This is a genomic window from Streptomyces sp. NPDC001002 (genome assembly GCF_053599215.1).
In genome coordinates, this window is the sequence record NZ_JBSFLV010000055.1 from 1 (window position 1) to 24,120 (window position 24,120).

The 24,120-nt window shown below is 71.1% G+C and carries 21 protein-coding genes and 1 riboswitch; of the genes, 5 read left to right on the forward strand and 16 right to left on the reverse strand.

Translation table 11 applies throughout. The features are described 5' to 3' along the window. Positions 1-396 (reverse strand): precorrin-6y C5,15-methyltransferase (decarboxylating) subunit CbiE (gene cbiE, locus ACWDR3_RS24415; protein WP_450354665.1); only part of this gene is annotated, 396 nt, incomplete at its 3' end. Next, entirely contained in the window at positions 393-1,211 is an 819-nt protein-coding gene (gene cobM / locus ACWDR3_RS24420) for a precorrin-4 C(11)-methyltransferase (RefSeq protein WP_450354666.1), read from the reverse strand. The genes cbiE and cobM, both read right to left, overlap by 4 nt. 96 nt (positions 1,212-1,307) lie before the next feature. Here cobM and ACWDR3_RS24425 point away from each other — a divergent pair, with 96 nt between their 5' ends. Further along, entirely contained in the window at positions 1,308-2,036 is a 729-nt protein-coding gene (locus ACWDR3_RS24425) for a ZIP family metal transporter (RefSeq protein ID WP_124002390.1), read from the forward strand. A gap of 59 nt (positions 2,037-2,095) precedes the next feature. Here the strand turns inward: ACWDR3_RS24425 and cobI are convergent, their stop codons facing one another. From cobI to ACWDR3_RS24460, 7 genes are read right to left on the reverse strand one after another with little or no spacing between them, the layout of a single operon-like run. Then, positions 2,096-2,842 (reverse strand): precorrin-2 C(20)-methyltransferase, encoded by a 747-nt coding sequence (cobI, locus tag ACWDR3_RS24430; protein ID WP_450354667.1) that lies wholly within the window; start codon positions 2,840-2,842, stop codon positions 2,096-2,098. Continuing rightward, positions 2,827-4,341, reverse strand: coding sequence for a cobyrinate a,c-diamide synthase (locus ACWDR3_RS24435; protein ID WP_450354711.1), 1,515 nt, complete (start codon positions 4,339-4,341; stop codon positions 2,827-2,829). The genes cobI and ACWDR3_RS24435 overlap by 16 nt, the downstream gene beginning before the upstream one ends. Positions 4,342-4,372: 31 nt before the next feature. Further along, positions 4,373-4,972, reverse strand: coding sequence for a cob(I)yrinic acid a,c-diamide adenosyltransferase (gene cobO, locus ACWDR3_RS24440; RefSeq protein WP_450354668.1), 600 nt, complete (start codon positions 4,970-4,972; stop codon positions 4,373-4,375). Continuing rightward, entirely contained in the window at positions 4,972-6,987 is a 2,016-nt protein-coding gene (locus ACWDR3_RS24445) for a putative cobaltochelatase (RefSeq protein ID WP_450354669.1), read from the reverse strand. The genes cobO and ACWDR3_RS24445 overlap by 1 nt, the downstream gene beginning before the upstream one ends. Next, entirely contained in the window at positions 6,984-10,637 is a 3,654-nt protein-coding gene (gene cobN / locus ACWDR3_RS24450) for a cobaltochelatase subunit CobN (protein WP_450354670.1), read from the reverse strand. Before cobN ends, ACWDR3_RS24445 begins: the two co-directional genes overlap by 4 nt. Continuing rightward, entirely contained in the window at positions 10,634-12,145 is a 1,512-nt protein-coding gene (locus ACWDR3_RS24455) for a cobyric acid synthase (protein WP_450354671.1), read from the reverse strand. Before ACWDR3_RS24455 ends, cobN begins: the two co-directional genes overlap by 4 nt. Further along, positions 12,142-13,083 carry a cobalamin biosynthesis protein gene (locus tag ACWDR3_RS24460; RefSeq protein ID WP_450354672.1) on the reverse strand — a complete coding sequence of 314 codons (942 nt, stop codon included), beginning with the start codon at positions 13,081-13,083 and terminating at the stop codon, positions 12,142-12,144. The genes ACWDR3_RS24455 and ACWDR3_RS24460 overlap by 4 nt, the downstream gene beginning before the upstream one ends. A 101-nt stretch (positions 13,084-13,184) precedes the next feature. After that, positions 13,185-13,324: riboswitch (cobalamin riboswitch) on the reverse strand. Positions 13,325-13,576: 252 nt separating this feature from the next. Between ACWDR3_RS24460 and ACWDR3_RS24465 the strand changes: the two genes are divergently transcribed. Further along, positions 13,577-13,756 carry a DUF397 domain-containing protein gene (locus ACWDR3_RS24465; RefSeq protein WP_450354712.1) on the forward strand — a complete coding sequence of 60 codons (180 nt, stop codon included), beginning with the start codon at positions 13,577-13,579 and terminating at the stop codon, positions 13,754-13,756. 272 nt (positions 13,757-14,028) lie between these two features. Here ACWDR3_RS24465 and ACWDR3_RS24470 read toward each other — a convergent pair whose 3' ends face one another. The 5 genes from ACWDR3_RS24470 to ACWDR3_RS24490 all read right to left on the reverse strand — a co-directional run bounded on the left by ACWDR3_RS24470 (position 14,029) and on the right by ACWDR3_RS24490 (position 18,160). After that, complete coding sequence (locus ACWDR3_RS24470) at positions 14,029-14,535, reverse strand: hypothetical protein (RefSeq protein ID WP_450354673.1); 507 nt, start codon at positions 14,533-14,535, stop codon at positions 14,029-14,031. 41 nt (positions 14,536-14,576) lie between these two features. After that, a complete protein-coding gene (locus ACWDR3_RS24475) occupies positions 14,577-15,434 on the reverse strand; it encodes a helix-turn-helix domain-containing protein (RefSeq protein ID WP_450354674.1) in 858 nt (285 codons plus the stop codon). A gap of 382 nt (positions 15,435-15,816) precedes the next feature. Next, positions 15,817-16,038 (reverse strand): hypothetical protein, encoded by a 222-nt coding sequence (locus ACWDR3_RS24480; RefSeq protein WP_450354675.1) that lies wholly within the window; start codon positions 16,036-16,038, stop codon positions 15,817-15,819. A 34-nt stretch (positions 16,039-16,072) separates the two neighbouring features. Next, positions 16,073-17,314 carry an anion permease gene (locus ACWDR3_RS24485; RefSeq protein WP_450354676.1) on the reverse strand — a complete coding sequence of 414 codons (1,242 nt, stop codon included), beginning with the start codon at positions 17,312-17,314 and terminating at the stop codon, positions 16,073-16,075. Between the two features lie 153 nt (positions 17,315-17,467). Next, positions 17,468-18,160: a lysozyme gene (locus tag ACWDR3_RS24490; RefSeq protein ID WP_450354677.1), complete on the reverse strand. Its 693-nt coding sequence runs from the start codon at positions 18,158-18,160 to the stop codon at positions 17,468-17,470. 345 nt (positions 18,161-18,505) lie between these two features. Between ACWDR3_RS24490 and ACWDR3_RS24495 the strand changes: the two genes are divergently transcribed. The 3 genes from ACWDR3_RS24495 to ACWDR3_RS24505 all read left to right on the forward strand — a co-directional run bounded on the left by ACWDR3_RS24495 (position 18,506) and on the right by ACWDR3_RS24505 (position 22,629). After that, entirely contained in the window at positions 18,506-19,237 is a 732-nt protein-coding gene (locus ACWDR3_RS24495) for a class II aldolase/adducin family protein (RefSeq protein WP_450354678.1), read from the forward strand. Between the two features lie 171 nt (positions 19,238-19,408). Continuing rightward, positions 19,409-20,536, forward strand: a complete 1,128-nt coding sequence (locus ACWDR3_RS24500; protein ID WP_450354679.1) for an alpha/beta hydrolase family protein — start codon at positions 19,409-19,411, stop codon at positions 20,534-20,536. Positions 20,537-20,907: 371 nt separating this feature from the next. After that, positions 20,908-22,629 (forward strand): hypothetical protein, encoded by a 1,722-nt coding sequence (locus tag ACWDR3_RS24505; protein WP_450354680.1) that lies wholly within the window; start codon positions 20,908-20,910, stop codon positions 22,627-22,629. Positions 22,630-22,649: 20 nt separating this feature from the next. Here ACWDR3_RS24505 and ACWDR3_RS24510 read toward each other — a convergent pair whose 3' ends face one another. Continuing rightward, complete coding sequence (locus ACWDR3_RS24510) at positions 22,650-23,063, reverse strand: VOC family protein (protein WP_450354681.1); 414 nt, start codon at positions 23,061-23,063, stop codon at positions 22,650-22,652. Between the two features lie 140 nt (positions 23,064-23,203). Next, positions 23,204-24,094 (reverse strand): KPN_02809 family neutral zinc metallopeptidase, encoded by an 891-nt coding sequence (ypfJ, locus tag ACWDR3_RS24515; RefSeq protein WP_450354682.1) that lies wholly within the window; start codon positions 24,092-24,094, stop codon positions 23,204-23,206. Positions 24,095-24,120: the final 26 nt, after the last annotated feature.

A 24,120-nucleotide genomic window follows, 5' to 3' on the forward strand; every position in this document is an offset into this window, starting at 1 on the left:
CACGGCGGTCCGCAGCTCACGCCCGTGCGCGCTCACGACCACCGCGTCGTCCCAGGTCAGCCCGAGCCGCGCGAACGCGGTGGCGACGGACGAGACGCCGGGCCGCACGTCCAGCAGCCCCGACCCGAACCGCTCGGCCAGCGCCCGCACGATCCCGAAGAACCCGGGGTCGCCCGAGGCCAGCACGACGACAGGCCGGTCCTTGCCGACGTACTCCTCGATCGCGTCGAGCGCCGGCGCCAGCGGACCGAGCACGATCCGCTCGGCCGTCTCCGGCAGCCGTACGGCGTCCAGGTGCCGCCGCCCGCCGACGACCAGCTCGGCGCCGGCCAGCGCCTCGGGGGCGAGGGACACCCCCGATCCCGCCCCCGTCCCCGTACCGATGACGGTGATCACGTACTCGCCCCTCGCTCGCGCAGCGCCCGACGGGCCTCAGGATCCGCCTTGCGATAGCCGTGGAAGTGACCGGGGTGGTACAGGTGCGAGCGCGTGCCTTCGGCGGCGAGCGCGGGGCCGACCAGAAACAGCGTGTGCTTCCAGAGCTTGTGCTCCTTGACCGTCTCCTCCAGCGTGCCGATCGTGCAGCGCACGAGCAGTTCCTCGGGCCAGGTCGCCTGGTAGGCGACCACGACCGGGGTCGACGTCGGATAGCCGCCCTCCAGCAGCTCCCGCACCAACTGCCCGCTGCGCGCGGCCGACAGGAAGATCGCCATGGTGGTGCCGTGCCGCGCGAACTCGCGGACCTCCTCGCCGGGCGGCATCGGCGTCTTGCCGCCGCCGAGCCGGGTGAGGACGACGGACTGTGCGACCTCGGGGATGGTCAGCTCGCGCTGCGCGAGGGCGGCGACGGCGGAGAACGCGGAGACCCCGGGCACGATCTCGGTCGCGATCCCGATCCCGGCACACCGGTCGACCTGCTCCTGGGTGCCGCCCCACAGAGCCGGGTCGCCGGAGTGGATACGAGCGACCCGCAACCCCTCCTCGTACGCCCGCTCGTAGACGCCGACGACGTCCTCCAGCGACATGGTCGCCGAGTCGAGGATCTCGGCACCTTCGCGCGCGTGTTCGAGGACCTCCGCCTGGACCAGGCTCGCAGCCCAGATCACGACGTCGGCCTCGGCGATGGCGCGCGCGGCACGGAACGTCAGCAGGTCGGCGGCGCCGGGGCCGGCACCGACGAAGGTCACCTTGCCGGTGGGGGCATCGGCCATCAGAAAACGGTCCTCTCTGGACAAAAAGTCTTACGGGTGGTGCCGCCGCGCCCGCTGGATGTGCGCGAACGGGGGTTGATCGGATAGCAAGGGCACATGGCGGTCTTCGTCGCGCTCGGCGCGTTCCTGATGACGCTGGCCGGCGGCTGGACGGCACAGCGGGTCACCGACCGCCGCCATCTGGTCCTCGGCCTGGCGGGTGGCCTGATGCTGGGCGTGGTCGGCCTGGACCTGCTGCCGGAGGCGTTGCAGGCCGCGGGCGACGACATCTTCGGCGTACCGGCGGCCCTGCTCCTGTTCGTGGCGGGCTTCCTGCTGGCCCATCTGGTCGAACGTCTGCTCGCCGCCCGCCAGGCCTCCCACGGCGGGGAGGAGCACAACGGCCGCGCGCCCGAGGTGGGCCTCACGGCGGCCTCGGCGATGGTCGGCCACAGCGCGATGGACGGCGTGGCGATCGGCGCGGCCTTCCAGGTCGGCGGCGGCATGGGCACGGCGGTCGCGCTGGCCGTGGTCGCCCACGACTTCGCGGACGGCTTCAACACGTACACGATCACGAGCCTGTACGGAAACGCCCGCCGCAAGGCGCTGACCATGCTGTTCGCGGACGCGCTGGCCCCGGTGGTGGGCGCGGCCTCCACGGCCTTCGTCACCATCCCCGAGGGCCTGCTCGGCGGCTATCTCGGCCTCTTCGCCGGCGTGCTCCTCTACCTGGCCGCCGCCGAGATCCTCCCCGAGGCCCACCACGAACACCCCGCCCGTTCGACCCTGCTGTGCACGGTCGCGGGCGTGGGCTTCATCTGGCTGGTGGTGGGCCTGGCGGGCTGAGCGGGCGGCGGGGCCATCGGCCGGTGGTCCAGGGGGTCTCACGAGTGGTCTGCGATGTCTCACAACTTCCCACCCCGCCCGCCCTCGCGCCGCGCGGGGGCGATGAGCGTGGAGAGATACGGCAACGGAGTCCCGTCGAGCTCGGCGGCGGGCCGAATGGACTCGGACTCGAGACCCAGGGCCGACCCCCACACCGCGTCGCCGATCCGCCCGGTCTCTCGCAGCGCCTCGGCGACCTCACCGGCCTGCCGCCCGAACTTGTACGCGACGACCGTGCCGGGCCCTGCGAGGGCGTCCTTGAGCACGGCGGCCCCGGCGGTGACAGGCACGAGGGTGAGCGGCTCGGTGCCTTCGGTCAGCACGGCGCCGGAACGCGCGGCGAGGTCCTGCATGGCGGTGATGCCGGGCACGGTCTCGATGAGGACGCCCGGCACCAACTCCCCGATGGTCTGCGCGAGATAGGTAAAGGTCGAATAGACATTGGGATCACCGATGGTGGCGAAGGCGACGTTCCCACGCTCGCGCAACAACTGCGCGACCCGCCCCCCGGCGGCATCCCAGGCGGCCTCCCGCCGCGCCCGATCGCTGCGCTCATTCAGCGCGAACACGACCCTAAGGACCTTCTCCGCGGGCACGTAGTGGAGCACGGTCGCCTCGGCGCGCCCCCGCTCGCCGGTGTCCATCACAGGTACGACGACGACATCGGCGGCCCGCAGCGCGTTGACGCCCTTGACGGTGACCAGTTCGGGATCGCCGGGCCCCACTCCGACTCCGATAAGCCTGCTGCTGCTCATGACGTCCGGCACCTCTCGACGAACCTAAGGGCGACACCGGGCTCGGACGCCCAGTGAGTATGCAGATAACTCGCGTGCACGCCGTCCTGCACGAAACCTTCGAGACGCCGCGTCGGAGCACGCATGCCCCAAGCGGCAACCACCCCGGCCCCCGGCTCGACGACCGTCCGATGGAACTCGTGCCCCCGCATCCGCGTCCCGGCGACGGCCAGCACGCTGTCACTCACAGCCACGGCATCCCGATACCCGAGCGTGAGCCGCTCGCTCATCCGCGCACTCGCGTCGAGCACCCCGCACATCGGCAGCCCGTCCAACTCCCGCCCCAGATAAAGCAACCCGGCACACTCGGCGGCAACGGGAGCGCCGGTCTCTGCGAGGCTGGCGACGGCTTTGCGGAGGGGTTCATTGGCGGACAGCTCGGAGGCGTACACCTCGGGAAACCCGCCCCCGATGACCAACCCGCGTGTCCCGTCGGGAAGTTCCTCATCACGGAGCGGATCAAAGCTGACGACATCGGCCCCGGCAGCACTGAGCAACTCGACGTGCTCGGAATAGGAGAAGCTAAAGGCAGCCCCACCGGCAACGGCAACTCTGACGTTTTTGTTTTTCAGCCGGTCCGGCGTTTGAGGCTGGGGATGTGCCATCCCGATCCCCCGCCCACCCACAGGGACGCCGGTGTCTTTCAGCCCCTCCGGCGTTTGAGGAGCGGGGTCTGGGGCGGAGCCCCAGGATGGGACGGGTAGGGGCGGCGGGGGCGAAAACGCCAAAGCCTCAGCCGCATCCCAAGCCGCACAGGACAAGCCGCCCGCACTGCGCGCCAGAGCAAGCAACCCCTCCAGATCACACCCCCGCTCAACCTGCGCACTCATCGCGGCAACAGCCTCCACCGCCTCCACCCGCCGCTCGGCGACCGGCACCAACCCCAAATGCCGAGCCGGCGTATCCACCTGAGCCACCCGCCGCAACACCCCAAGCACCGATACCCCGGCCGACTCCAACGCCTCCCGCAACAACTCCTCATGCCGATCCGAAGCGACCTTGTTCAGAATCACGCCCCCGACCCGAACCTCCGGATCCCACGAGGCAAACCCATGCACCAACGCCGCAACCGACCGAGACTGCGAAGACGCGTCGACGACAAGCACAACAGGCGCCCGCAGCAACTTCGCCACATGCGCGGTGGACGCCAGTTCACCCTCCCCGGCCGCCCCGTCGAACATCCCCATCACACCCTCGACAACCGCGACATCACACCCGCGCGCCCCATGCGCGAACAGCGGCCCGACCAACTCCGGCCCACACAGATACGCGTCGAGATTCCGCCCCACCCGCCCGGTCGCGAGCGCGTGATACCCGGGATCGATGTAGTCGGGCCCGACCTTGTGCGGCGACACGACAAGCCCCCGCGAGGCGAACGCGGCCATCAACCCCGTGGCAACGGTGGTCTTGCCACTCCCGGAGGACGGCGCGGCGATGACCAGCCGAGGCACGGAGGACGAGGAAGAAGTCACGGAGACGGACGGCGAGGAGGAAGTCACGGGGTCACCACTCGATACCCCTCTGGCCCTTCTGGCCGGCGTCCATGGGGTGCTTGACCTTGGACATGTCGGTCACAAGATCGGCGAACTCGACCAGCTTCTCAGGTGCGTTCCGCCCAGTAATTACCACGTGCTGATTCCCGGGCCGCCCCCGCAACACCTCGATCACCTCGTCCGTGTCCACCCACCCCCAGTGCATCGGATAGGCGAACTCATCAAGCACGTACAGCCGGTACGTCTCAGCAGCAAGGTCCCGCTTGACCTGCTCCCACCCCTCCCGGGCCTTCTCCTCGTTGTCCATCTGGGCATCCCGCTGCACCCACGACCAGCCCTCACCCATCTTGTGCCAGTCGACGGACCCGCCCTCGCCGGAAGCCCCCAGCACCCGAAGCGCGTTCTCCTCGCCGACCTTCCACTTCGCCGACTTGACGAACTGGAACACCCCGATCGGCCACCCCTGATTCCAGGCCCGCAACGCCAACCCGAAAGCAGCGGTGGACTTGCCCTTCCCAACTCCCGTATGCACGACGACAAGCGGCCGATTCCGCCGCTGACGAGTCGTCAAACCGTCGTCCGGTACGACACTCGGCTGTCCCTGCGGCACTACGCGGCCCTCCTCTGCACGTCCTTGACCAGCCCGGCGATCGAGTCGGCCCGCAACTCGTCCAGCGTGACCGCCGTACCGTCCAGCTCACCGGCCAACTGCCGGGCCAGGCCCAGCCGTACGGGCCCCGACTCGCAGTCCACGACCACGGAGGCGACCCCGTCGGCGGCGAACAGCCGCGCCGCCCGCCCGGCCAACGCCACCGGCTCGGGCCCCCCGGTCGCCCGCCCGTCGGTCACCACGACGACCAACGCCCGCCGAGCCGGATCCCGCAACCGCTCCACCCGCAACACGTCATGCGCCTTCAGCAGCCCGGCCGCGAGCGGCGTACGCCCACCCGTCGGCAACGACTCCAGCCGTACGGCAGCGGCGTCCACGGACGAAGTAGGCGGCAGAGCGACATCCGCAGCAGCCCCCCGAAACGTCACCAACCCCACCTTGTCCCGCCGCTGATACGCGTCCAGCAGCAGCGACAGCACAGCCCCCTTCACCGCACTCATCCGCTGCCGGGCCGCCATCGACCCGGACGCGTCCACGACGAACAGCACGAGGTTGCCCTCACGCCCTTCCCGCGTCGCCTGCCGCAGATCGTCCCGGCGCACGACCAGACCGCGCCCGGCCCGCCCGCGCGCCAGCTGATGCGGTGCCGCCGCCTGCACGGTCGCCGCCAAGTGCAGCTTGGTGAGCGCTCCTTGGGGCCGCCGGGCCCCGGTGGTCCGCCCGTGCTCGGTCCGCGCCCGAGACCGCCGCCCGGCGGCACCCGCCCCGATCCCGGGCACGCTCAGCACCTTCGTCCGGAACGGCTCGGCCGCCCGCACGGCGGACTGCTCACCCGCCCCGGCACCGGAGGGCTGCGGCTCGCCGGACTCCCCGGCCTCGGGCTGCGCCCCCGCGTCCCCGTCCTGCGGACCGGCATCGTCCGGGGTCGGCTCCCCGCCGCCCCCGCCGGGTCCGTCGTCGGTGGGCCCGTCTCCATCCGGATCGGGATCGTCCTCGGGCTCCGGCTCCGCGAACTCCTCCAGCGTCTCGTCGAGCTTGTTCTCGTCAAGTCCCGGCGCGTCGAAGGGATTACGGCGCCTGCGGTGCGGCAGTGCGAGCAACGCCGCCTGCCGTACGTCCTCGGCGAGCACGTCGGTCCGCCCGGCCCACGCGGCCAGCGCGGTCGCCGTACGCGCCATCACGATGTCGGCCCGCATGCCGTCCACCTCGAAGGCGGCACAGGTCGCCGCGATCTGCCGCAGCGCCCCGTCGCCCAGCCGCACCGACGGCAACAACTCCCGCGCCGCGACGATCCGTTGCCGTACCGACGTCTCCTCGTCCGCCCAACGCGCCGAGAAGCCGGCCGGATCGTCGTCGTAGGCGAGCCTGCGCCGGACGACCTCGACCCGCTGGTCGGGCTCGCGCGAGGCGGCCACCTCGACGGTCAGGCCGAACCGGTCGAGCAACTGCGGCCGCAGCTCGCCCTCTTCGGGGTTCATCGTGCCGACGAGCAGAAAGCGCGCGGCGTGGCGCACCGAGACACCCTCGCGCTCGACGTACGACGCGCCCATCGCCGCCGCGTCCAGCAGCAGGTCGACCAGGTGGTCGTGGAGGAGGTTGACCTCGTCGACGTAGAGGATCCCGCGGTGCGCGTCGGCGAGCAGGCCCGGCTCGAAGGCCTTCACGCCCTCGGACAGCGCCCGTTCGATGTCGAGGGCGCCCACGAGCCGGTCCTCCGAGGCGCCCACGGGCAGTTCGACCATCCGCGCCGGACGTGTCTCGAACGCCCCCGGCTCGTGCGGCCCGTCCGGGCAGGCGGGGTCGGGGGAGTCGGGGTCGCAGGAGAAACGGCACCCGGCGACGACGTTCAGCGCCGGCATGAGCGCCGAAAGGGCGCGTACGGCCGTCGACTTGGCGGTGCCCTTCTCGCCGCGCACCAGCACACCGCCGACCGCCGGGGAGACGGCGTTCAGCAGCAGCGCGAGCCGCAGGTCGTCCTGGCCGACAACGGCCGTGAACGGAAAGGGGGTACTCACTTCTCGTCGCCCTCCAGGTCGCCCTCAAGCTCCAGGTAGATCGCCCGCAGCCGCTCCAGCGTGTCGGCGTCCGGCTCGGCCCACAGTCCGCGCTCGGCCGCCTCCAGGAGCCGTTCGGTGATGCCGCGCAGCGCCCACGGGTTGGACTTCTTCATGAAGTCCTGGTTCTCCGGGGCGAAGACGTACTCGGCGCTGAGCTTCTCGTACATCCAGTCGTCGACGACCCCGGCCGTGGCGTCGTAGCCGAAGAGGTAGTCGACGGTCGCCGCCATCTCGAAGGCACCCTTGTATCCGTGCCGCCGCATCGCCGCCATCCAGCGGGGGTTGACCACGCGGGCCCGGAAGACGCGGTGCGTCTCCTCGCCCAGCGTGCGGGTCTTCACCTGGTCCGGGGTGGCCGAGTCACCGACGTACGCCTCGGGACTCGTGCCCGTCAGGTGTCGCACCATGGCGACCATGCCGCCGTGGTACTGGAAGTAGTCGTCCGCGTCGACGAGATCGTGCTCGCGGGTGTCAACGTTCTTGGCGGCTACGGCGATTCGCTTGAACGCCGTCTCCATGTCCCCGCGTGCCGCCCGCCCGTCGAGCCCGCGACCGTAGGCGTAGCCGCCCCAGACCGCGTACACCTCGGCGAGGTCCGCGTCGCTGCGCCAGTTGCGCGCGTCGATCAGCGGCAGCAGCCCGGCGCCGTACGCGCCCGGCTTGGAGCCGAAGATACGGGCCGTGGCCCGGCGCCGGTCGCCGTGCTCGGCGGTGTCCTCGTCGGCGTGCTTGCGGACGTAGTTGGACTCGGAGGGCTCCTCCAACTCCGCCACCGCCCGTACCGCATCGTCGATCAATCCGACGACGTGCGGGAACGCGTCCCGGAAGAAGCCGGAGATCCGGACCGTGACATCGATGCGCGGCCGGCCCAACTCCGTGACGGGCACGATCTCGAAGCCGGTCACCCGGCGCGAGGCGTCGTCCCAGACCGGACGGCAGCCCAGCAGCGCGAGGATCTCGGCGATGTCGTCGCCCTGGGTGCGCATCGCCGAGGTGCCCCAGACCGTGAGGCCGACGGACTGCGGGAACTCGCCGTTGTCCTGGAGGTACCGCTGCACGAGGGAGTCGGCCAGCGACTGGCCGACCTCCCAACTCAGCCTGGACGGAATGGCCTTGGGGTCGACCGAGTAGAAGTTGCGGCCGGTCGGCAGGACGTTGACCAGACCACGGGTCGGGGAGCCCGAGGGGCCCGCCGGGACGTAACCGCCGTCCAGCGCCTTGAGGATGTGATCGATCTCGTCGGTGGTGCGGGCCAGCCGGGGGACCACCTCTTCGCAGGCGAACTCCAACACCGCGACGGCGTCCGGGAGTTCGGTGCCGATGACGGCACGCACGAGCGCCGGGACGGCCGTGACCTCCCACTCCTGGGACTCCATGCCCTCCGCGAACCGGCGGCACAGCTGCTCCAGCAGATCGATCGCGTCGGCGGCCGACCGGGCCGGACCCTCGACCAGCTCCGTCAGCTCCACCGGCACCTTCACGGGAGCGCCCGGCTCGCCGAGCAACTCCTTCTCGCTGAGCCCGAAGTGCTCGGCCAGCGAGGCCCGCAGCCCCGGCAGCGCGTTGGCCTGCCCGCCCCACACCTGCGAGGCGCGCAGCACGGCCAGCACGAGGTTAACGCGCGCTTCACCGACCGGGCCGCCGCCGAGGATGTGCAGCCCGTCGCGGATCTGCACGTCCTTGATCTCGCACAGATAGCCGTCGATGTGCATCACGAACTCGTCGAAGGCCGCGTCGTCCGGCTGGTCGTCCACGTGCAGGTCGTGGTGCAGCTCGGCCGCCTTCACCAGCGTCCAGATCTGCGCGCGCACGGCCGGGGCCTTCGTCGGGTCCAGGTCGGACACCATCGCGTACTCGTCGAGGAGTTGCTCCAGCTTCGCGAGGTCGCCGTAGGTGTCGGCACGCGCCATCGGCGGCACGAGGTGGTCGACGACCGTGGCGTGCCCGCGCCGCTTGGCCTGCGTGCCCTCGCCGGGGTCGTTCACGATGAACGGGTAGATCAGGGGGAGTTCGCCGAGTACGGCGTCCGGCGCGCAGCCGCCGCTCAGCCCAAGTCCCTTGCCGGGCAGCCATTCCATCGTGCCGTGCTTGCCCATGTGGACGATCGCGTCCGCGCCGAAGCTGTTGTCGAGCCAGCGGTACGCGGCCATGTAGTGGTGCGACGGCGGCATGTCGGGGTCGTGGTAGATCGCGATCGGGTTCTCACCGAAGCCGCGCGGCGGCTGGATCATGACCACGACGTTCCCGAACTGCAGGGACGCGAGCACGATGTCGTCGCCGTCGACGTAGAGGTTGCCGGGCGGCTCGCCCCACGCGTCCAACATGCCTTGCCTGAGCTCCGGTTCGAGCTTGTCGAACCACGCCTGATAGTCGGCGAGCGGCACCCGGGCGGGCGCGGCGGCCAGCTGCTCCTCCGTCAGCCATTCCACGTCGTGGCCACCGGCGTTGATGAGCGTGTGGATCAACTCGTCGCCGTTGTCGGGGTGCCCTTCGACGACGTACCCGGCGTCCCGGAGCGCGTCCAGCACCTGGATGGCCGAGGCGGGCGTGTCCAGCCCCACGGCGTTCCCGACGCGCGAGTGCTTGGTCGGGTACGCGGTGAAGACGAGCGCGAGCTTCTTCTCCGCGTTCGGCTTGTGCTTCAACTTCGCGTGCCTGACGGCGATTCCGGCGACCCGCGCCGCCCGCTCGGGGTCGGCGACGTAGACCGGGACGTCGTCGGGACCCTGCTCCTTGAAGGAGAACGGGACCGTGATCAGCCGGCCGTCGAACTCGGGGATCGCGACCTGCATCGCCGCGTCCATGGGGGAGAGGGCGGCGTCGGACTCGTCCCAGGCCGCGCGGGACGACGTGAGGCAAAGACCTTGCAGCACCGGCACGTTGAGGTCGGCGAGGGCCCCGATGTCCCAGGCCTCCTCGTCGCCGCCGGCCGAGGCCTGCGAGGCGTGCGTGCCGCCCGCGGCGAGGACGGTGGCGATCAGCGCGTCGGCCCTGCCGAGGATCTCGTACAGCCCGGCATCGGCACCGCGCAGCGAACCGCAGTACACGGCAAGGGCGTTGGCGCCCTTCGCTTCGACCTGGTCGCAGAGGGTGTCCACGAAGGCGGTGTTGCCGGACAGGTGATGAGCTCGGTAGAAAAGCACGCCGACCGTCGGCCGGCCCTCGACGAAGGCACGCTCGCCGTGGACGCCGAACTCGGCCATCTTGCGCGGCTCTTCGAAGCCCTCGCCGGTGAGCAGCACGGTGTCGGAGAGGAACCGGGCCAGCTCGGCCAGGTTCTCCGGCCCACCCTCGACGAGGTACCGCAGCGCCTCGGCCACCACACCGGCCGGCACCGACGACTCGGCCATCAACTCCGCGTCGGGGACGGTCTCTCCGCCGAGGAGCACGGTCGGAATCCCGGACGCCTTCAGCGCGGCGAGCCCGTCCTCCCACGCGCGCTTGCCGCCGAGCAGCCGTACGACGGCGACGTCCGCGCCATCGAGGAGCGCGGGCAACTCGCCCTCGACATCCACCCGGTTCGGGTTGCCGATCCGGTACCCGGCGCCGGCGGCCCGGGCCGCCAGCAGATCCGTGTCGGCGGTCGACAACAACAACACTGTGCTCATGCGGGCGCTCCCGGTGGAATGAAAGGCAGTCCTTGCGGCGCGCCGGACTCGATGAGCCGCCACAGCGCGTCCGTGTCCGCGTGCTGTTCGATCAGGTCGCCGAGCCGGTCGAGCTGCTCCTCGCGCAGCGCGGCGAACGAGGTGTCGGCGGCCGGCACGAACCGGCGCCCCGCGGCGGCCGCCACTTCGCGCAGGAACGCCCGCCGGAACCCGTCCGACTCCAGCGAGCCGTGCCAGTGCGTGCCCCAGGTCTGACCGACCCGGCACCCGTCCAAGAAGGCGTCCCCTCCTAGGACTTCCGCGACTCCGTGATGGATCTCGTACCCCTCGACCGGCTCGCCGAGGGCTTCCCCCACCGGCCGGGTGAGGGTCTTCTCGCGCGCGAACCGCACCCGCAGGGGCAGTACCCCGAGCCCGTCCACGTGTCCGCGCCGGCTCTCGACCTCGTCCTCGATGTGCTCGCCGAGGACCTGGAAACCACCGCAGATACCGAGGATGGGTCGCTGCTCGGCGGCCCTGCGGACGAGGGCGTCGGCAAGTCCCCGCTCCCGCAGCCATTCCAGCGCCTTCACCGTCCCCCGAGTCCCTGGGATCACGACGAGATCGGCGTCGGCCAGTTCCTCGGGCCGGTCCACGAACCGCACCACGACGCCCGGTTCGGCGGCCAGCGCGTCCACGTCCGTGAAGTTGGACATGAGCGGGATCGCGCACACGGCGACGCGCAGCACGTCCTCGCCGACGGGTGGGGCGGTGTTGGACTCCCGCACGGTCCCGCGCAGGGAGATCCGCAGCCCGTCCTCCTCGTCGATCCCGAGGCCGTGCTGGAACGGCAGGACGCCGTACGTCCGGCGCCCGGTGAGGTCGAGGAGCATCTCCAACCCCGGTTCCAGCAGCGAGACATCGCCACGGAACTTGTTGACGACGAACCCGGCTATGAGGGCCTGGTCCTCGGGCGAGAGCAGCGCGACGGTTCCGAAGAAGGAGGCGAAGACGCCCCCGCGGTCGATGTCCCCGACCACGAGCACGGGAAGTCCGGCATTCCGGGCGATCCCCATGTTCACGATGTCGGTCCGCCGCAGATTGATCTCGGCAGGACTGCCGGCCCCCTCACAGATCACCGCGTCATACGTGCCCCGCAACTCGGCGAGACAGTCGAGCACGGTCCCGAGCAACTGCTCCTGCCGCCCCCCGTGATACCCACGCGCACTCATCTCGCCCACGGGCTTACCCATGAGCACGACCTGACTGCTCCGCTCGCCACCGGGCTTGAGCAGCACGGGATTCATCAGCGCGGTCGGCTCGATCCGACAGGCCTGCGCCTGCATGGCCTGTGCGCGCCCGATCTCCGCGCCCTCGCGCGTCACGAACGAATTGAGGGACATGTTCTGCGCCTTGAAGGGCGCGACCTTCACGCCCTGCCGCACCAGCCACCGGCAGATCCCGGCCGTCACGACGCTCTTGCCGGCGTCGGAGGTGGTCCCGGCGACCAACAGCCCGCCGCCGCTCATGAGTTACGTCCCTTCGCGAGCAGCCGCCCGGCGACGCTCACGCCGAGCGCGAGCAGACCGACGCGCCGGGAGAGCCGTACGGCCCGATCGATGTCGTCCACGGCCACCGCACGCCCGGCCCCATTGAGCACGGGCCGGTGCTCAACTCGCCCGCCATAGGCGAGCGTCCCGCCCAGCCGCACCCCGAGCGCCCCCGCGAACGAGGCCTCCACGGGCCCGGCGTTGGGGCTCGGGTGCTTGCCGGCGTCGGTGCGCCAGGCGCGTACCGCCCCGCGCGGATCGTCGCCCGCGACGGTCGCGAGGACGGCGGTCAGCCGCGCCCCCGGCCAGCCGGCCACGTCGTCGAGACGGGCCGAAGCCCAGCCGTACCGGCGGTACTTGGGCGACTTGTGCCCGACCATGGCATCGAGGGTGTTCACGGCCCGGAAGCCGACGAGCCCCGGCACGCCCGCCACGGCACCCCACACCAGCGCGCCCACCACCGCGTCGGAGGTGTTCTCGGCGACGGACTCGACGACGGCCCGGGCGATCCCGTCGGCGTCGAGGGCCTGGGGGTCGCGCCCGCAGAGATGGGGCAGCCGGGCCCGCGCGCCCTCGATGTCCCCGGCCTCCAACGCCCGCCCGATGACCCCGGCCTCGCGGGCGAGGGAGTTCCCGCCGACGACGGCCCAGGTTGCGGCCGCGGTCAGCGCGACGGAGGCGGTACGGGAGGGTCGTACGGCCGAAGTGGCCGCGGCGGCGAGGGCGACGGCGCCGCCCGCGCACACGGCGGTGTGCAGGGCGCCCCAGCCGCGGTGGTCGCGCCACAGCACCCGCTCCACGGCACCGGCGGCCCGGCCGAACGCGGCGACCGGATGGCCGCGGCGCGGATCGCCGAGCAGATGGTCACCGAGGAGGCCGGCGGCGGCGCCGTACGCGAAGACGCGATCGGCACGCATCGGCTCAGCCGGCCGTGGGATCGGGCAGAGCTCGGGTGATGAACCTCAACAGGCGGCCGCGCATGGCGAATTGTCCTCACTCAGGGTGTCCGCGCCCTGGTTCGAAGAGAGCGACGGCGAGAGTTCCTGGCTCCCGGGACTACCTACCCCGGTGACAGTGGCGGGACCGCGCCGGAATCACACCGGCTTCCTCTCTTGCCGCCGTACTTGGCCCCGGCAGTCCACCACGGGCCTGGAAGAACCGTCAACTTGCCGCTGACCTGCACAGCTGCGGTGTGCTGAGGTCCACATCGTTGATTTGCCGTCAGGAGTTTGAAACGGCGCTTTCTGTGCTCTTTCCCGGCCAGGAAGGTGGGCAGACTACGGGAACAGGAGTGCGTGTACGTGTCGACCGGCGGTGTCCGGCCGGTGCGCGGAGCCAGTGTTCGTGACCGTGCGATTGCTATCGGAACTGGAGGAGGTGGGCGTGGTCGACAGGGAGCTGTCGGTGCGGGTGTGGTTCAGGAGCAGTCACTCCAGCAACGCCGGTGAGTGCGTCGAATTGGCCTCGGGGAGAGATCGCGTACTGGTGCGTGACTCAAAGCGTCATCAAGACGCTGTGCTCACCTTTCGTCACGCGGCGTGGTGTGGTTTTCTGGCGGGGCTTGTGGACCCGGATATGCGCGGTGGCTGACTCGCCGCGCGGGGGGACGGGAGGTACACGTATGGGAGACCGGGCCAAGGAATCCGCTTCTGCTCATGTGGGTGATCGCGGTGCGGGGGTCGCGTGGACAGCGGATGTTGTACCGCTGGCGCTCTTCTGCTCGGTGACGGGAGTACTGGCCGTCGGGATGGGTGCACTGGCGGCGCTGTTGGTGCCGGCGGGCGCGACGCGCGGTCTCGTCTGGCTGGTGGTGACGGCCCTTCTGGCCGTGGGAGCCGGCCTGTGGTGGGGGCTCACCCCCGTCACGGAGCGCCTCCAGGTTCTGAACCGTGGTCTGGCGGCGGTTCAGTCCGGCCGGAGGCGCCACCGCTGACGGACGTGCCCGGTGCACCGGTGGAACGATTGCGCAGTGTTCTGCCGAGGCCCGCGCCCAGCGCGGTGAGGACCGCTGCGCTGACGGCACCGACGACGGCTGTGGTGAGTGGCGTCGTGGAACCGAGGGCAATGCTGGGCGCGACCCGCGTGGCGACCGTGATGCTGAAGAGCAAGATGCTGCCGCAGGCCGTGCCCAGCAACAGCCGGACGGACAGGAGCCGTATCTCTCCGGTCACTCGGGCGCTCTCCACCTGGATAAGAGCTTCTGCCCATTCCGGCCGCTGCATGGCGTACGCCTTGAGGGCGCAGTCGTCGAGAGGGATCGAGCCATTGTCAGCCGTATCGGATGGGGTGTTCGACAGGCCGCTGGTGGGAGCGGCTTCGGTGGGCATCCGCAATCGCTGCCACCACGCTCGTATTCCGAAGACCGCCATGGGCCCTCCCCCGTCTCACACCGGGCTGTTCCAGCCCGGATTCAGCTGTTGCCCAGGCTCTCCTTGACCGTGTCGAGGAGTTCGGTCATCCGGTCGCCTTCGTACGCGATGGCGCTGATCTCTTCGAAGCACTCCTGGTAGCGAGCCGAGAGCCCCAGGTCGTCACGGCTGGAGAGACCCCCCGCAGGGCCCTCCAGGTAGAGAAGATCGTCGTCGTCCTTGAATCCGAGCAGGATGAAGGGCGTGGTGACGCTGAAGTGAGCCCCCGCGGAGAGTGGCAACACGCGGACGGTGGCCCTGGGGTGTTCTGCCAGCGATTTGATGTGGTCGAGCTGCCGCCGCATCACCGCGGGACCGCCGACTTCCCGCCGCAGGGCTGCCTCATCGAGGACGACGTCGACCTTGGGTCCCTGGTCGCTGTCGAAGAACCGCTCTTGCCGGGTGAGGCGTAGATCGACTTGTGGTCGCACCTGCGACTCGCGTGCCGTGACGGACAGGAGCGCCGTGGCGTAGTCCTCCGTCTGGACGAGGCCGGGAAGGATGACAGGGTTGTACACGCGGACCAGGTCCGCCGAGCCCTCGTATCCCAGGTACAAGGCGTACTGAGCTGACACCACCTCGCTGTACTGGGCCCACCACGACAGCCCTTTCGAGCCGCGGGCCGCCTCTTCCAGTTCTGCGACCAGGGCTGGTTCCGTGGTGTCGTACAACTGGAGCAGTGCCCGAAGATCGGTTACACCGAGGCTGACAGCTCCCGCTTCGATCCTGATCAGCTTGGAAAGCGACCATTCGAGGCGTTTTGCGGCATCCCGCTGGGTCAGTCCAGCCTGTTCGCGGGCTTTGCGCAGCTCGATTCGGAGCCTGCGTCGATTCAGGCTCGGATCGATATCTCTCGCCATGGTGCTCCCTGCCACATGTCGTCGTTGACTGGTCAGGCCGCCACCGTCGAACAGTAACTCTCAATTAGAGTAGGTTAGTTCGACCGCGGCGGCCAGCGGTGGTCAGTATGACATGTGTCTATTTGGGCTAGGTCGCATGGGTAGCTCGAATGCATGTATAACGCTCGAAAGTGCTACATAAAGGCGCGAGAGAGTGATAGGAAAGTAGTTCGCGTGACGCGGCAGCAGCAGTGGGATTTTCGGTTGCACTCCGTGTTCAGCGAAAAATTTCACAAGCGAGCCTCGTGGTGCGGCCTCGATGGGCGACAGCCGTCTCTGCCGCCACGTGCGTCGTTGGCGCTCGGCATGTTGACGCTCGCCGTCGGCCGCTGAGCCATCAGCCCTATGCCAAGATCAGCGAGATCCCGTACGCCACAGCCGCCGCGCACGCCGCGAAGCAGACGTAGGCGCCGGTCACCGCGAGCGTGGCCGAGCCGCCCTGGGCCGTGGCCTTCTCCTGGCGGGACAGGCCCGCGACGCCGAGGGTGAACAGGGCCACGAGGGCCACGGTGACCACGAGGCTGACGCCGAAGACGGAGCCGAGTGCCGCCCAGTCGATGTGCATGCTGGTGATTCCTTCGTTGCCGGGTGGGCGGGGATCAGAGAGCGGGGGCGGCGGTCGACGGGGCGGCCGGGTCGGCCGTGGGCGCCGGGATCGTGGCCGTCAGGTCGTCGGTCACCGGGCCCGCCGGGGGCGGCGTCACGGCGGCGATCGCGGTGGTCACCACGCCGGCTGGCTCGTCGACGGCGTTGACGTTGCTGTGGTCGACGACCTCGCGGCGGGACAGCTTCCAGATGGCCGCGCTGGAGGCGATCAGGAAGACGGCGACGACCGCCGTGCCCCAGTCGCCGAGGTCGGTGACGGACTCGGCGAGCGCGCCCACCAAGGCCGCGGCCGGCAGGGTCAGGCCCCAGGCGACGAACATGCGGGTCGCCGTCGACCAGCGGACCACGCCGCCCTTGCGGCCGAGGCCCGCGCCCATCACCGAACCGGAGACGACGTGCGTGGTGGAGAGGGAGAAGCCGAGGTGCGAGGAGGCCAGGATGGCGATGGCCGCGCTGGTCTGGGCGGCGAAGCCCTGCTGCGGCTGAAGCTCGGTCAGGCCCTTGCCCATGGTGCGGATGATGCGCCAGCCGCCGAGGTAGGTGCCGAGCGCGATGGCGAGACCGGCGGAGAGGATGACCCAGGTGGGCGGGTCGGAGTCGGGGGCGACGGCGCCGCCGGCGACCAGAGCGAGGGTGATGATGCCCATCGTCTTCTGCGCGTCGTTCGTACCGTGGGCCAGCGAGACCAGTCCGGCGGAGGCGATCTGACCGGCGCGGTAGCCCTTCGCGGCGGCCTTGCCGTCGGCCTTCCTGCCGAGCCGGTAGGAGAGGCGGGTCGCGAGCAGCGCCGCGACGCCGGCCACGATCGGGGCGGCCACCGCCGGGAGCAGCACCTTGGTGACGAGCGCGTCGCCGTGCACCGCACCGGCGCCGGCCGACGCGATGGTGGCACCGATCAGCCCGCCCATGAGGGCGTGCGAGGAACTGGACGGCAGCCCTACGAGCCAGGTCACCAGGTTCCACAGGATCGCGCCGACCAGCGCGGCGAAGATGACCTCGGGACGGATGCCGGTCTCGTCGACGAGACCTTTGGAGATCGTGTTGGCGACCTCCACGGAGAGGAAGGCGCCCACCAGGTTGAGCGCGGCGGACATCGCCACCGCCACCTTGGGCTTGAGCGCACCGGTCGAGATGGTCGTGGCCATCGCGTTGGCGGTGTCGTGGAAACCGTTCGTAAAATCGAACGCGAGAGCGGTCACGACCACAATCGCGAGGATCAGCGAGAAGTTTTCCATTTACCCAGGCAATCGTTCGAAGTCATCGGCCGGTTGAACGTAGGTAACCTGAATGAACGGAAAGTGAACTGAGGGGGGCTTGGTGGTGTATGAAACGAGGGGTCGCCGTTCCGATCGGCATCGGCGACCCCGGCGAGCCGTGCGCCCCTTGGCTCAGTAGCCCCGGGCGAACCTCTTCAGCTGGGTCTGGGACCCGTTGAAGAGATTCTGATCACCCGGCAGGCTGCCGCTGTTGTCGTACTGCCAGAAGGTCCAGTACGACCAACCCGTCGGCAGCGATCCCGTGTCCCCCGAGCCGTGACGGGCGATCCACAGCGGGTTCGCGGCGAGCGCGCCGCTGCCACCGGTGCACAGGTTCCACCAGTGCGCGGTCGTGTAGATCACCGGCCGCCGCCCGGTGAGCCGCCGCACCTCGTCGCTGAACGCCTTGACCCAGCCGATCATGCTCGCCTTGCTCAGCCCGTAGCACTTCTTCTTCGAGTCGTACGGGTTGTACTCGATGTCGAGCGCGGGCGGCAGCGTCCTGCCGTCCGCCGTCCAGGCGCCGCCGTGCCGCACGAAGTACGCCGCCTGCGCCTTGCCCGAGGACTTGTTCGGCAGCGCGAAGTGGTACGCGCCGCGGAGGATGCCGGCGCCGCGGGCGCCGTCGTACTGCTGGTCGAAGTAAGGGTTCTGATAGGTCGTCGACTCGGTCGCCTTGATGTAGACGAACTTGGCGCCCTTGGCCTTCGCGCTCGACCAGTTGACGTTCTTCTGGTGCGAGGAGACGTCGTGCCCCTTCGGCAGGCTCGCGGCGGAGGCGGGAACCTCGGCGAGCAGGGTGCCGCCGACGGCCAGCGCCGCCACACAGGCCGCGATCAGGCGGCTGCGGCGGCGGATGGGTGCGCGAAGTGGTGCGCGGAGCGGTGTGTGGATCGGCGCGTGAAAGGGCGCGCGGAATGATGCGTGGATCGGCGCACGGAAGGGCGCGCGGAGCGGTGCGTGGGCACGGGCCATATTTCCCCCCGGAATGGCGACGTGTGGACAAAACACCCGGAGAGTACTGGAAGATCCCCGTGCGCTCGGCGCTCCCCGGCCAAGCGCGACACGGAAGAGGTATGTCCGCATAGGCGATCTTCCGGTGGTGCGGGTTCCGCCCTAAAGTGCCCCGACCCGGCGGCGGTCGAGGGGTGCGGCTGGCAGGATCGCGCCATGGCTGAGCAGAGGCGGGACGGGCGGGGCGGTCGGGACGAACGCGGCGGCGCACAGGGAGTGCCGGAGGCGTGGGGGAGAGCCGTGCACGCCGACGAGGCCGAGGCCTGGGAGACCCTTGTCGCGACGGCCCGCCGCACGGTGTCCGAGGGCCTGGTCGTCGGCACCTCCGGCAACGTCTCGGTGCGCGTCGGCGACACCGTGCTGGTCACCCCGTCGGGCGTGCCCTACGACCGGCTGGCGCCGGACGACGTGACCGGCGTCGACCTCGAAGGCCGGCAGGTCCTCGGCACCCTGATCCCGACCAGCGAACTGCCGATGCACCTCGCCGTGTACCGCACGACCGACGCGCACGCCGTCGTCCACACGCACGCCGTGCACGCGACGGCCGTCTCGACGCTCGTCCCCGAACTCCCGGTGATCCACTACATGGCCGCGGCTCTCGGCGGACCGGTCCGAGTCGCCCCTTATGCGGCATACGGCACCGACGAGTTGGCCGAGAACATGCTCCGCGCCCTCACCGACCGCTCCGGCTGCCTCCTCCAGAACCACGGCACGGTCACCCACGGCGCCACCCTCGACCAGGCCTACGACCGCACGGCCCAACTGGAGTGGATGTGCCGCCTGTGGCTGACGGCGTCCTCGGTACCGGGCCTGTCGCCCACGCTCCTCACGGGGGAGCAGTTGGCGGAGGTGGGGGAGAAGTTGCGGGGGTATGGGCAGCGGGGGTGAGGCGGGGTCGGGGGAGGGCGCGGGGTTGAGGTGTGGGAGGCGGGGCTGAGGCCGAGGGGGAGGTGCCTTGCGGGAGAGCTCGCCCGGCAGGAGTGAGGCCGGCCCGCAAGAGATGTCACCCGTCCCTCCCTCCGGCTGGCCGGTGACCGACTCCGCCAGGACACTGGACGGGTGCGCACAGTCAAAGCGACGGCCGCTGCCGTCACCGTAGCCCTGGCCGCCGGCGCAGCCTCCGTCGCGGCCGGCCGGTTCGCGAGCGACGCCGCGCTCAAGGCGCCGCCGGGCAGACCGCTGCCCACCGAACCCCGGCTCACCGTGCACGCCACGGCGGCCGGCCAGATCGCCCTCACCCGCGCCCTGGCCTCCCTGCGCCCCGGCACCTACGGCCTGGCCGGCGACGGCAGCCACGCGGTCGTCGGGCCCGTCCTCGACAGCGCCACCCACTCCGCCGACACCGTCGTACGCCGCCTCGAACGCGTCACGCACGGCACCCTGGAACCCGGCGACAAGGTCTGGCTCACCCCGAACGTGCACGTCGGCGACCCCGGCACCGCCCTCGGCCTCGACCACACCGACGTCGAGGTCACCGGCGAACTCGGCGCGTTGCCCGCCTGGTTCGTGCCCGGCGTGCGGGACACCTGGGTGATCACGGTGCACGGCCTCGGGGCGACCCGCGAACACCCCATGAACGTCATGGAGTTCCTGCACCGCCAGCAGTTCCCGGTCCTCGACCTCGCCTACCGCGGCGACCCCGGCGCACCCCGCTCCCCGGACGGCCTCAACCACCTCGGCGAGACCGAGTGGCGCGACCTGGACGCGGCGATCCGGCACGCCGTGCGCCAGGGCGCGTCGAAGGTCGTCCTGTACGGCTGGTCCACCGGCGCCACCATGGCCCTGCGCGCGGTCGCGCACTCCGGCCTGCGCGACCGTGTCTCCGGGCTCGTCCTGGACTCCCCGGTGCTCAACTGGCCGGCCACGCTGCGCGCCCTCGCCTCGGCCCGCCACACACCGGGCGCCCTGCTGCCGCTCGCGGTCCGCGCCGCCCAGGGCCGCACCGGCCTGCGGGGCGACCCCACCGCCGAGACCGCCGACGCCGCGCAGCTCACCGTCCCGACCCTGATCCTGCACGGCCCGGACGACACCCTGGCCCCCTGGTCCCACTCCCGCCGCCTCGCCGACGCCCGCCCCGACCTGGTCACCCTCCATCCGGTCCACCAGGCCCCCCACGCAGCCATGTGGAACGCCGACCCGGCGACCTACGAGGAGACCCTGCGCCGATTCCTTACGCCGCTGATGTGACGACCGGTCCCGGCGGGGCCGGCCGACGTCTGCTCTCCTCGGCCGTGTCACCCCGCTCACAGCGACCGCCTCACCCCGGTCCCGGTCATTCCGTTTAAGGCCGTACCACTGGCCGGTTCTCGGCCCTGAGGGGCTCGCCGGACCCCGTGCCTTGGCCATCCCCGTCGCCCGCGGTGACATTCCGTTTGGGTTTTCCGACCGTCAACCGGAAGACTGCACCCGTGACGTCCCGTATCCCGCGCGACTCCAGGCTTCGACTCGTCCGCCCCCGACCCCTGGCCGCCGCCCCCCGAGCTGTGAACCAGCGGCCCACGCGCCGCCCCGCGCCCCGCCCCCCGGAGGGCACACCGGCCCCCGCCGAGCTGGCCAGAATGGCTCGCTCAGGTCTGGCCGCCGCGGCCCGCCTGGCCCGCTGGGCCGACACCGCCCTCGGACCGGGCAACGACAGTGGCACCGCCGACGGCAAGGCCACGCTCTCCGAGTCCACCGCCGAACGCGCGGCCGAGGAACTGGGCCTGACCGTGCACCAGGTCCGCGCCGACTGGGACACCGCCCGCCTCGCCGGCCTCGTCGAGGTGCACGGCGACAGCGCGCGCCCCGGCTGGCGACTGCGCGCCTGGGACCGCGACGACAGCGCCGTACTGCGCGGCTGGGTCGCCCTCTTCGACGCCTGGTCGCTCGCCCACCCGGAAGCCCCGGAACACGAGCCCGCCGCCGTCGCCGAGGTCGTCTCGGCGATGCCCCAGGTGCTCTCCTTCCTCCAGCTCTCCGCCGGCCCCGTCCCGATGGACCAGCTCCTCGACCTCCTGGAGCAGCGGGTCACCGAACTGCGCACCGAACGCTGCGAGATCCCGTACGGGCCGCAGCGCGAGCCGGTCGAGCAGCCGACGTCGACGGGCGTCGAGGCCCCGGCGGCCCCCGCCTCCGCCCCCGCGGACTCCACCGCTCCGGCGGCCCCGGCGAACTCCACGGGTCTTGCGGCTCCTTCGGACCTTGCGGCTCCTTCCGGCCTCGCGGCCCCGGCGGATTCCGTGGCACCGGCGGACTCCACGGACCTCGCGGCTGCGGAGAATGCCCCCGCCCCGGTGGGCCTCGCTGCTCCGGTGAACCCCGCTGCCCCTGCGGGCCCCGCGGCTCCCTCCGGCCCGGCGATCCCCGCAGCCCTGGCCGACTCCGCCGCCCCGGCAGGCTCCGCAACGTCTACCGGCAGCGCAGCCGCCACCCCGGCCGACGTCTCCACCGATATCCAGGCCGACGCATCGACCGGCACCGGCGCCTCCACCGACACTCCGGCCGACGCATCGACCGGCACCGGCACCTCCGCCGGCACTCCGGCCGACGCATCGACCGGCACCGGCACCTCCACCGACACCCCCCTCGCCCCCCTCCTCGACTGGGCCCTGCACGCGCTCGCCTCCGTCGGGGCGCTCACCTACGGGACCGGGCAGGCCACGCTCACCCCGCTCGGCAGCTGGGCGGTGTGGGTCAAGCTGGAGCAGATCTGCGTCGCCGCGCAGAGCCCCGCCGGCAACATCGAGGTCGCCGCCGAGGAGATGCTCCGCGGCTGTGCCCAGCTGCGGCCCAACGCGGCCCGCGCCGAGTACCGCGCCTGGCTCGCCGCCCGCCCCGTCGGCAGCGCCGTCACCGAGCTGCTCGGTGCCGCCCGCGGCGACGACGCCCTGCTGCGCGGCCTCGCCTTCGAGGCGATCCGGGTGGTCGGCGCCCCCGCCGAACCCGACGTCCGCTCCGTGGCCGACGAGCCGACCCTGCGCCCCTACGCCCTGCTGTGGCTCGCCGAGCACGACGGCATCGACCCCGAGGACGCCCACGAGGTGCTCACCCGCGAAGAGGCCACCTGGCTGTGGGTCGACACCGCCGCCGCCGTCGCCGACCACGGCGAGGCCCCGATGCTGGTGCGCCACCTGGAGTCCGCGGTGCAGCCGACCGTCCCCATGCTCCTCGACGAGGTACGCGCCGTCGGCCACCCCCGCACCGTGCAGGTCCTGGTCGCCCTCGCCGCCGCCCACCCCGACCCCGCACTGGCCAAGGCGGTGCGCCGGGCCGCCTTCCAGGTCCACACCGGGGGCAACTAGACCCGGCAAGGAGGGAGCGCTCAGGCCGGTATCTCAGGGGCGTACGTGCCGAAGCTCCAGATGTTGCCCTCGGCGTCACGGGCCATGTAGTCCCGGGAGCCGTAGTCCTGGTCCGTCGGGGGCATCAGGATCTCCACGCCGTGGTCCACGGCCCGCTGGTGGTGTACGTCGACGTCGTCCACGACGACGTACACCCCGCACGGGCCCGCGTCCTTCATCGCCGCGTCGAAGACACCACCGCGGCCCTTGGAACCGACCATCACCACCCCGTTGCCCTGCGCCAGCTCGGCGTGCAGCACCGTGCCGTCCTCACCCTCGTACACCGACAGCTCGGTGAAGCCGAGGGCCTGCGTGAGCTGCTTGATCGCCGCCTTCGCGTCGACGTACAACAGCGTCGGGTACATGCTCGGACGTCCGCCGCTCGTGCCTGCCATGCCGAACCCCCATCGTGATCACCGCCGGAAACCGTGGAACCGGCCGGCCACGACCCAGTCTCGCAGCGACCACTGACAACGGCCCCGGAAAGGGAGAACACCGGCAAAAGGGAGAACGCCGACTCGACGGAGCACGCGCCTCAGCGGAACGTGTTGCACCGCGCCATGTCCCCGCTCCGGTACCCCTCGTCGAACCACTGCTGCCGCTGCCGCGCCGACCCGTGCGTCCACGTCTCCGGCGTCACCCGCCCCTGGAACCGCTCCTGGATCCGGTCGTCGCCCACGGCCGCCGCCGCGTCCAGCCCGTCCCGGATGTCCGCGTCGGTGAGGCTGGTGATCAGCGGCCGCCCGGTCGACTCGTCCTTGGTCGTGGTCGCGTGGTGCGCCCACACCCCGGCGTAGCAGTCGGCCTGCAGCTCCACCTTCACCGCGTTGCTGTTCGCACCCGTCCGCCCGTCCTGCGACCGGCTCAGCGTGCCCATCAGGTCCTGGACGTGGTGCCCGTACTCGTGCGCGACCACGTACGCCTGCGTGAACGCCCCGCCGCTCGCGCCGAACTTCGACCGCAATTCGTCGAAGAACCCCAGGTCCAGATAGACCTTCCGGTCACCGGGGCAGTAGAAGGGCCCCACCGCGCTGGTCGCCGTACCGCACGCCGTCCCGATCTGCTGGCTGAAGAAGACCGTGGGGGACCGCGTGTATCTGGCGCTGCGCCGGGCGAACTCCTGGTCCCAGAAGTCCTGCACGCTGTTGACCACCGCCACCATCCGGCAGTCGTCCTTGGTGTTCGCGTCCTGCCCGGTACGGCAGGTCTGCTGGACCTGCGCGAGCGAGGAGGCCGTCGCCGCGGGCTGGTCGGAGCCGGAGGAGAGCCCGAGGTTGTCGGGACCGACCCCGAAGAAGAGCCCGAGGAGCAGCGCGATCAGACCGGCGAGCCCGCCGCCCACGGTCGCCCGGCCGCCCGGGATCCGGCTGCCGCGCACGTCCTGCACCTCGGAGGTGTCCAGCTGGGCGTCGTCGTCGAACTGCACGGGGGCACCACCCTCTGCGTACGTCG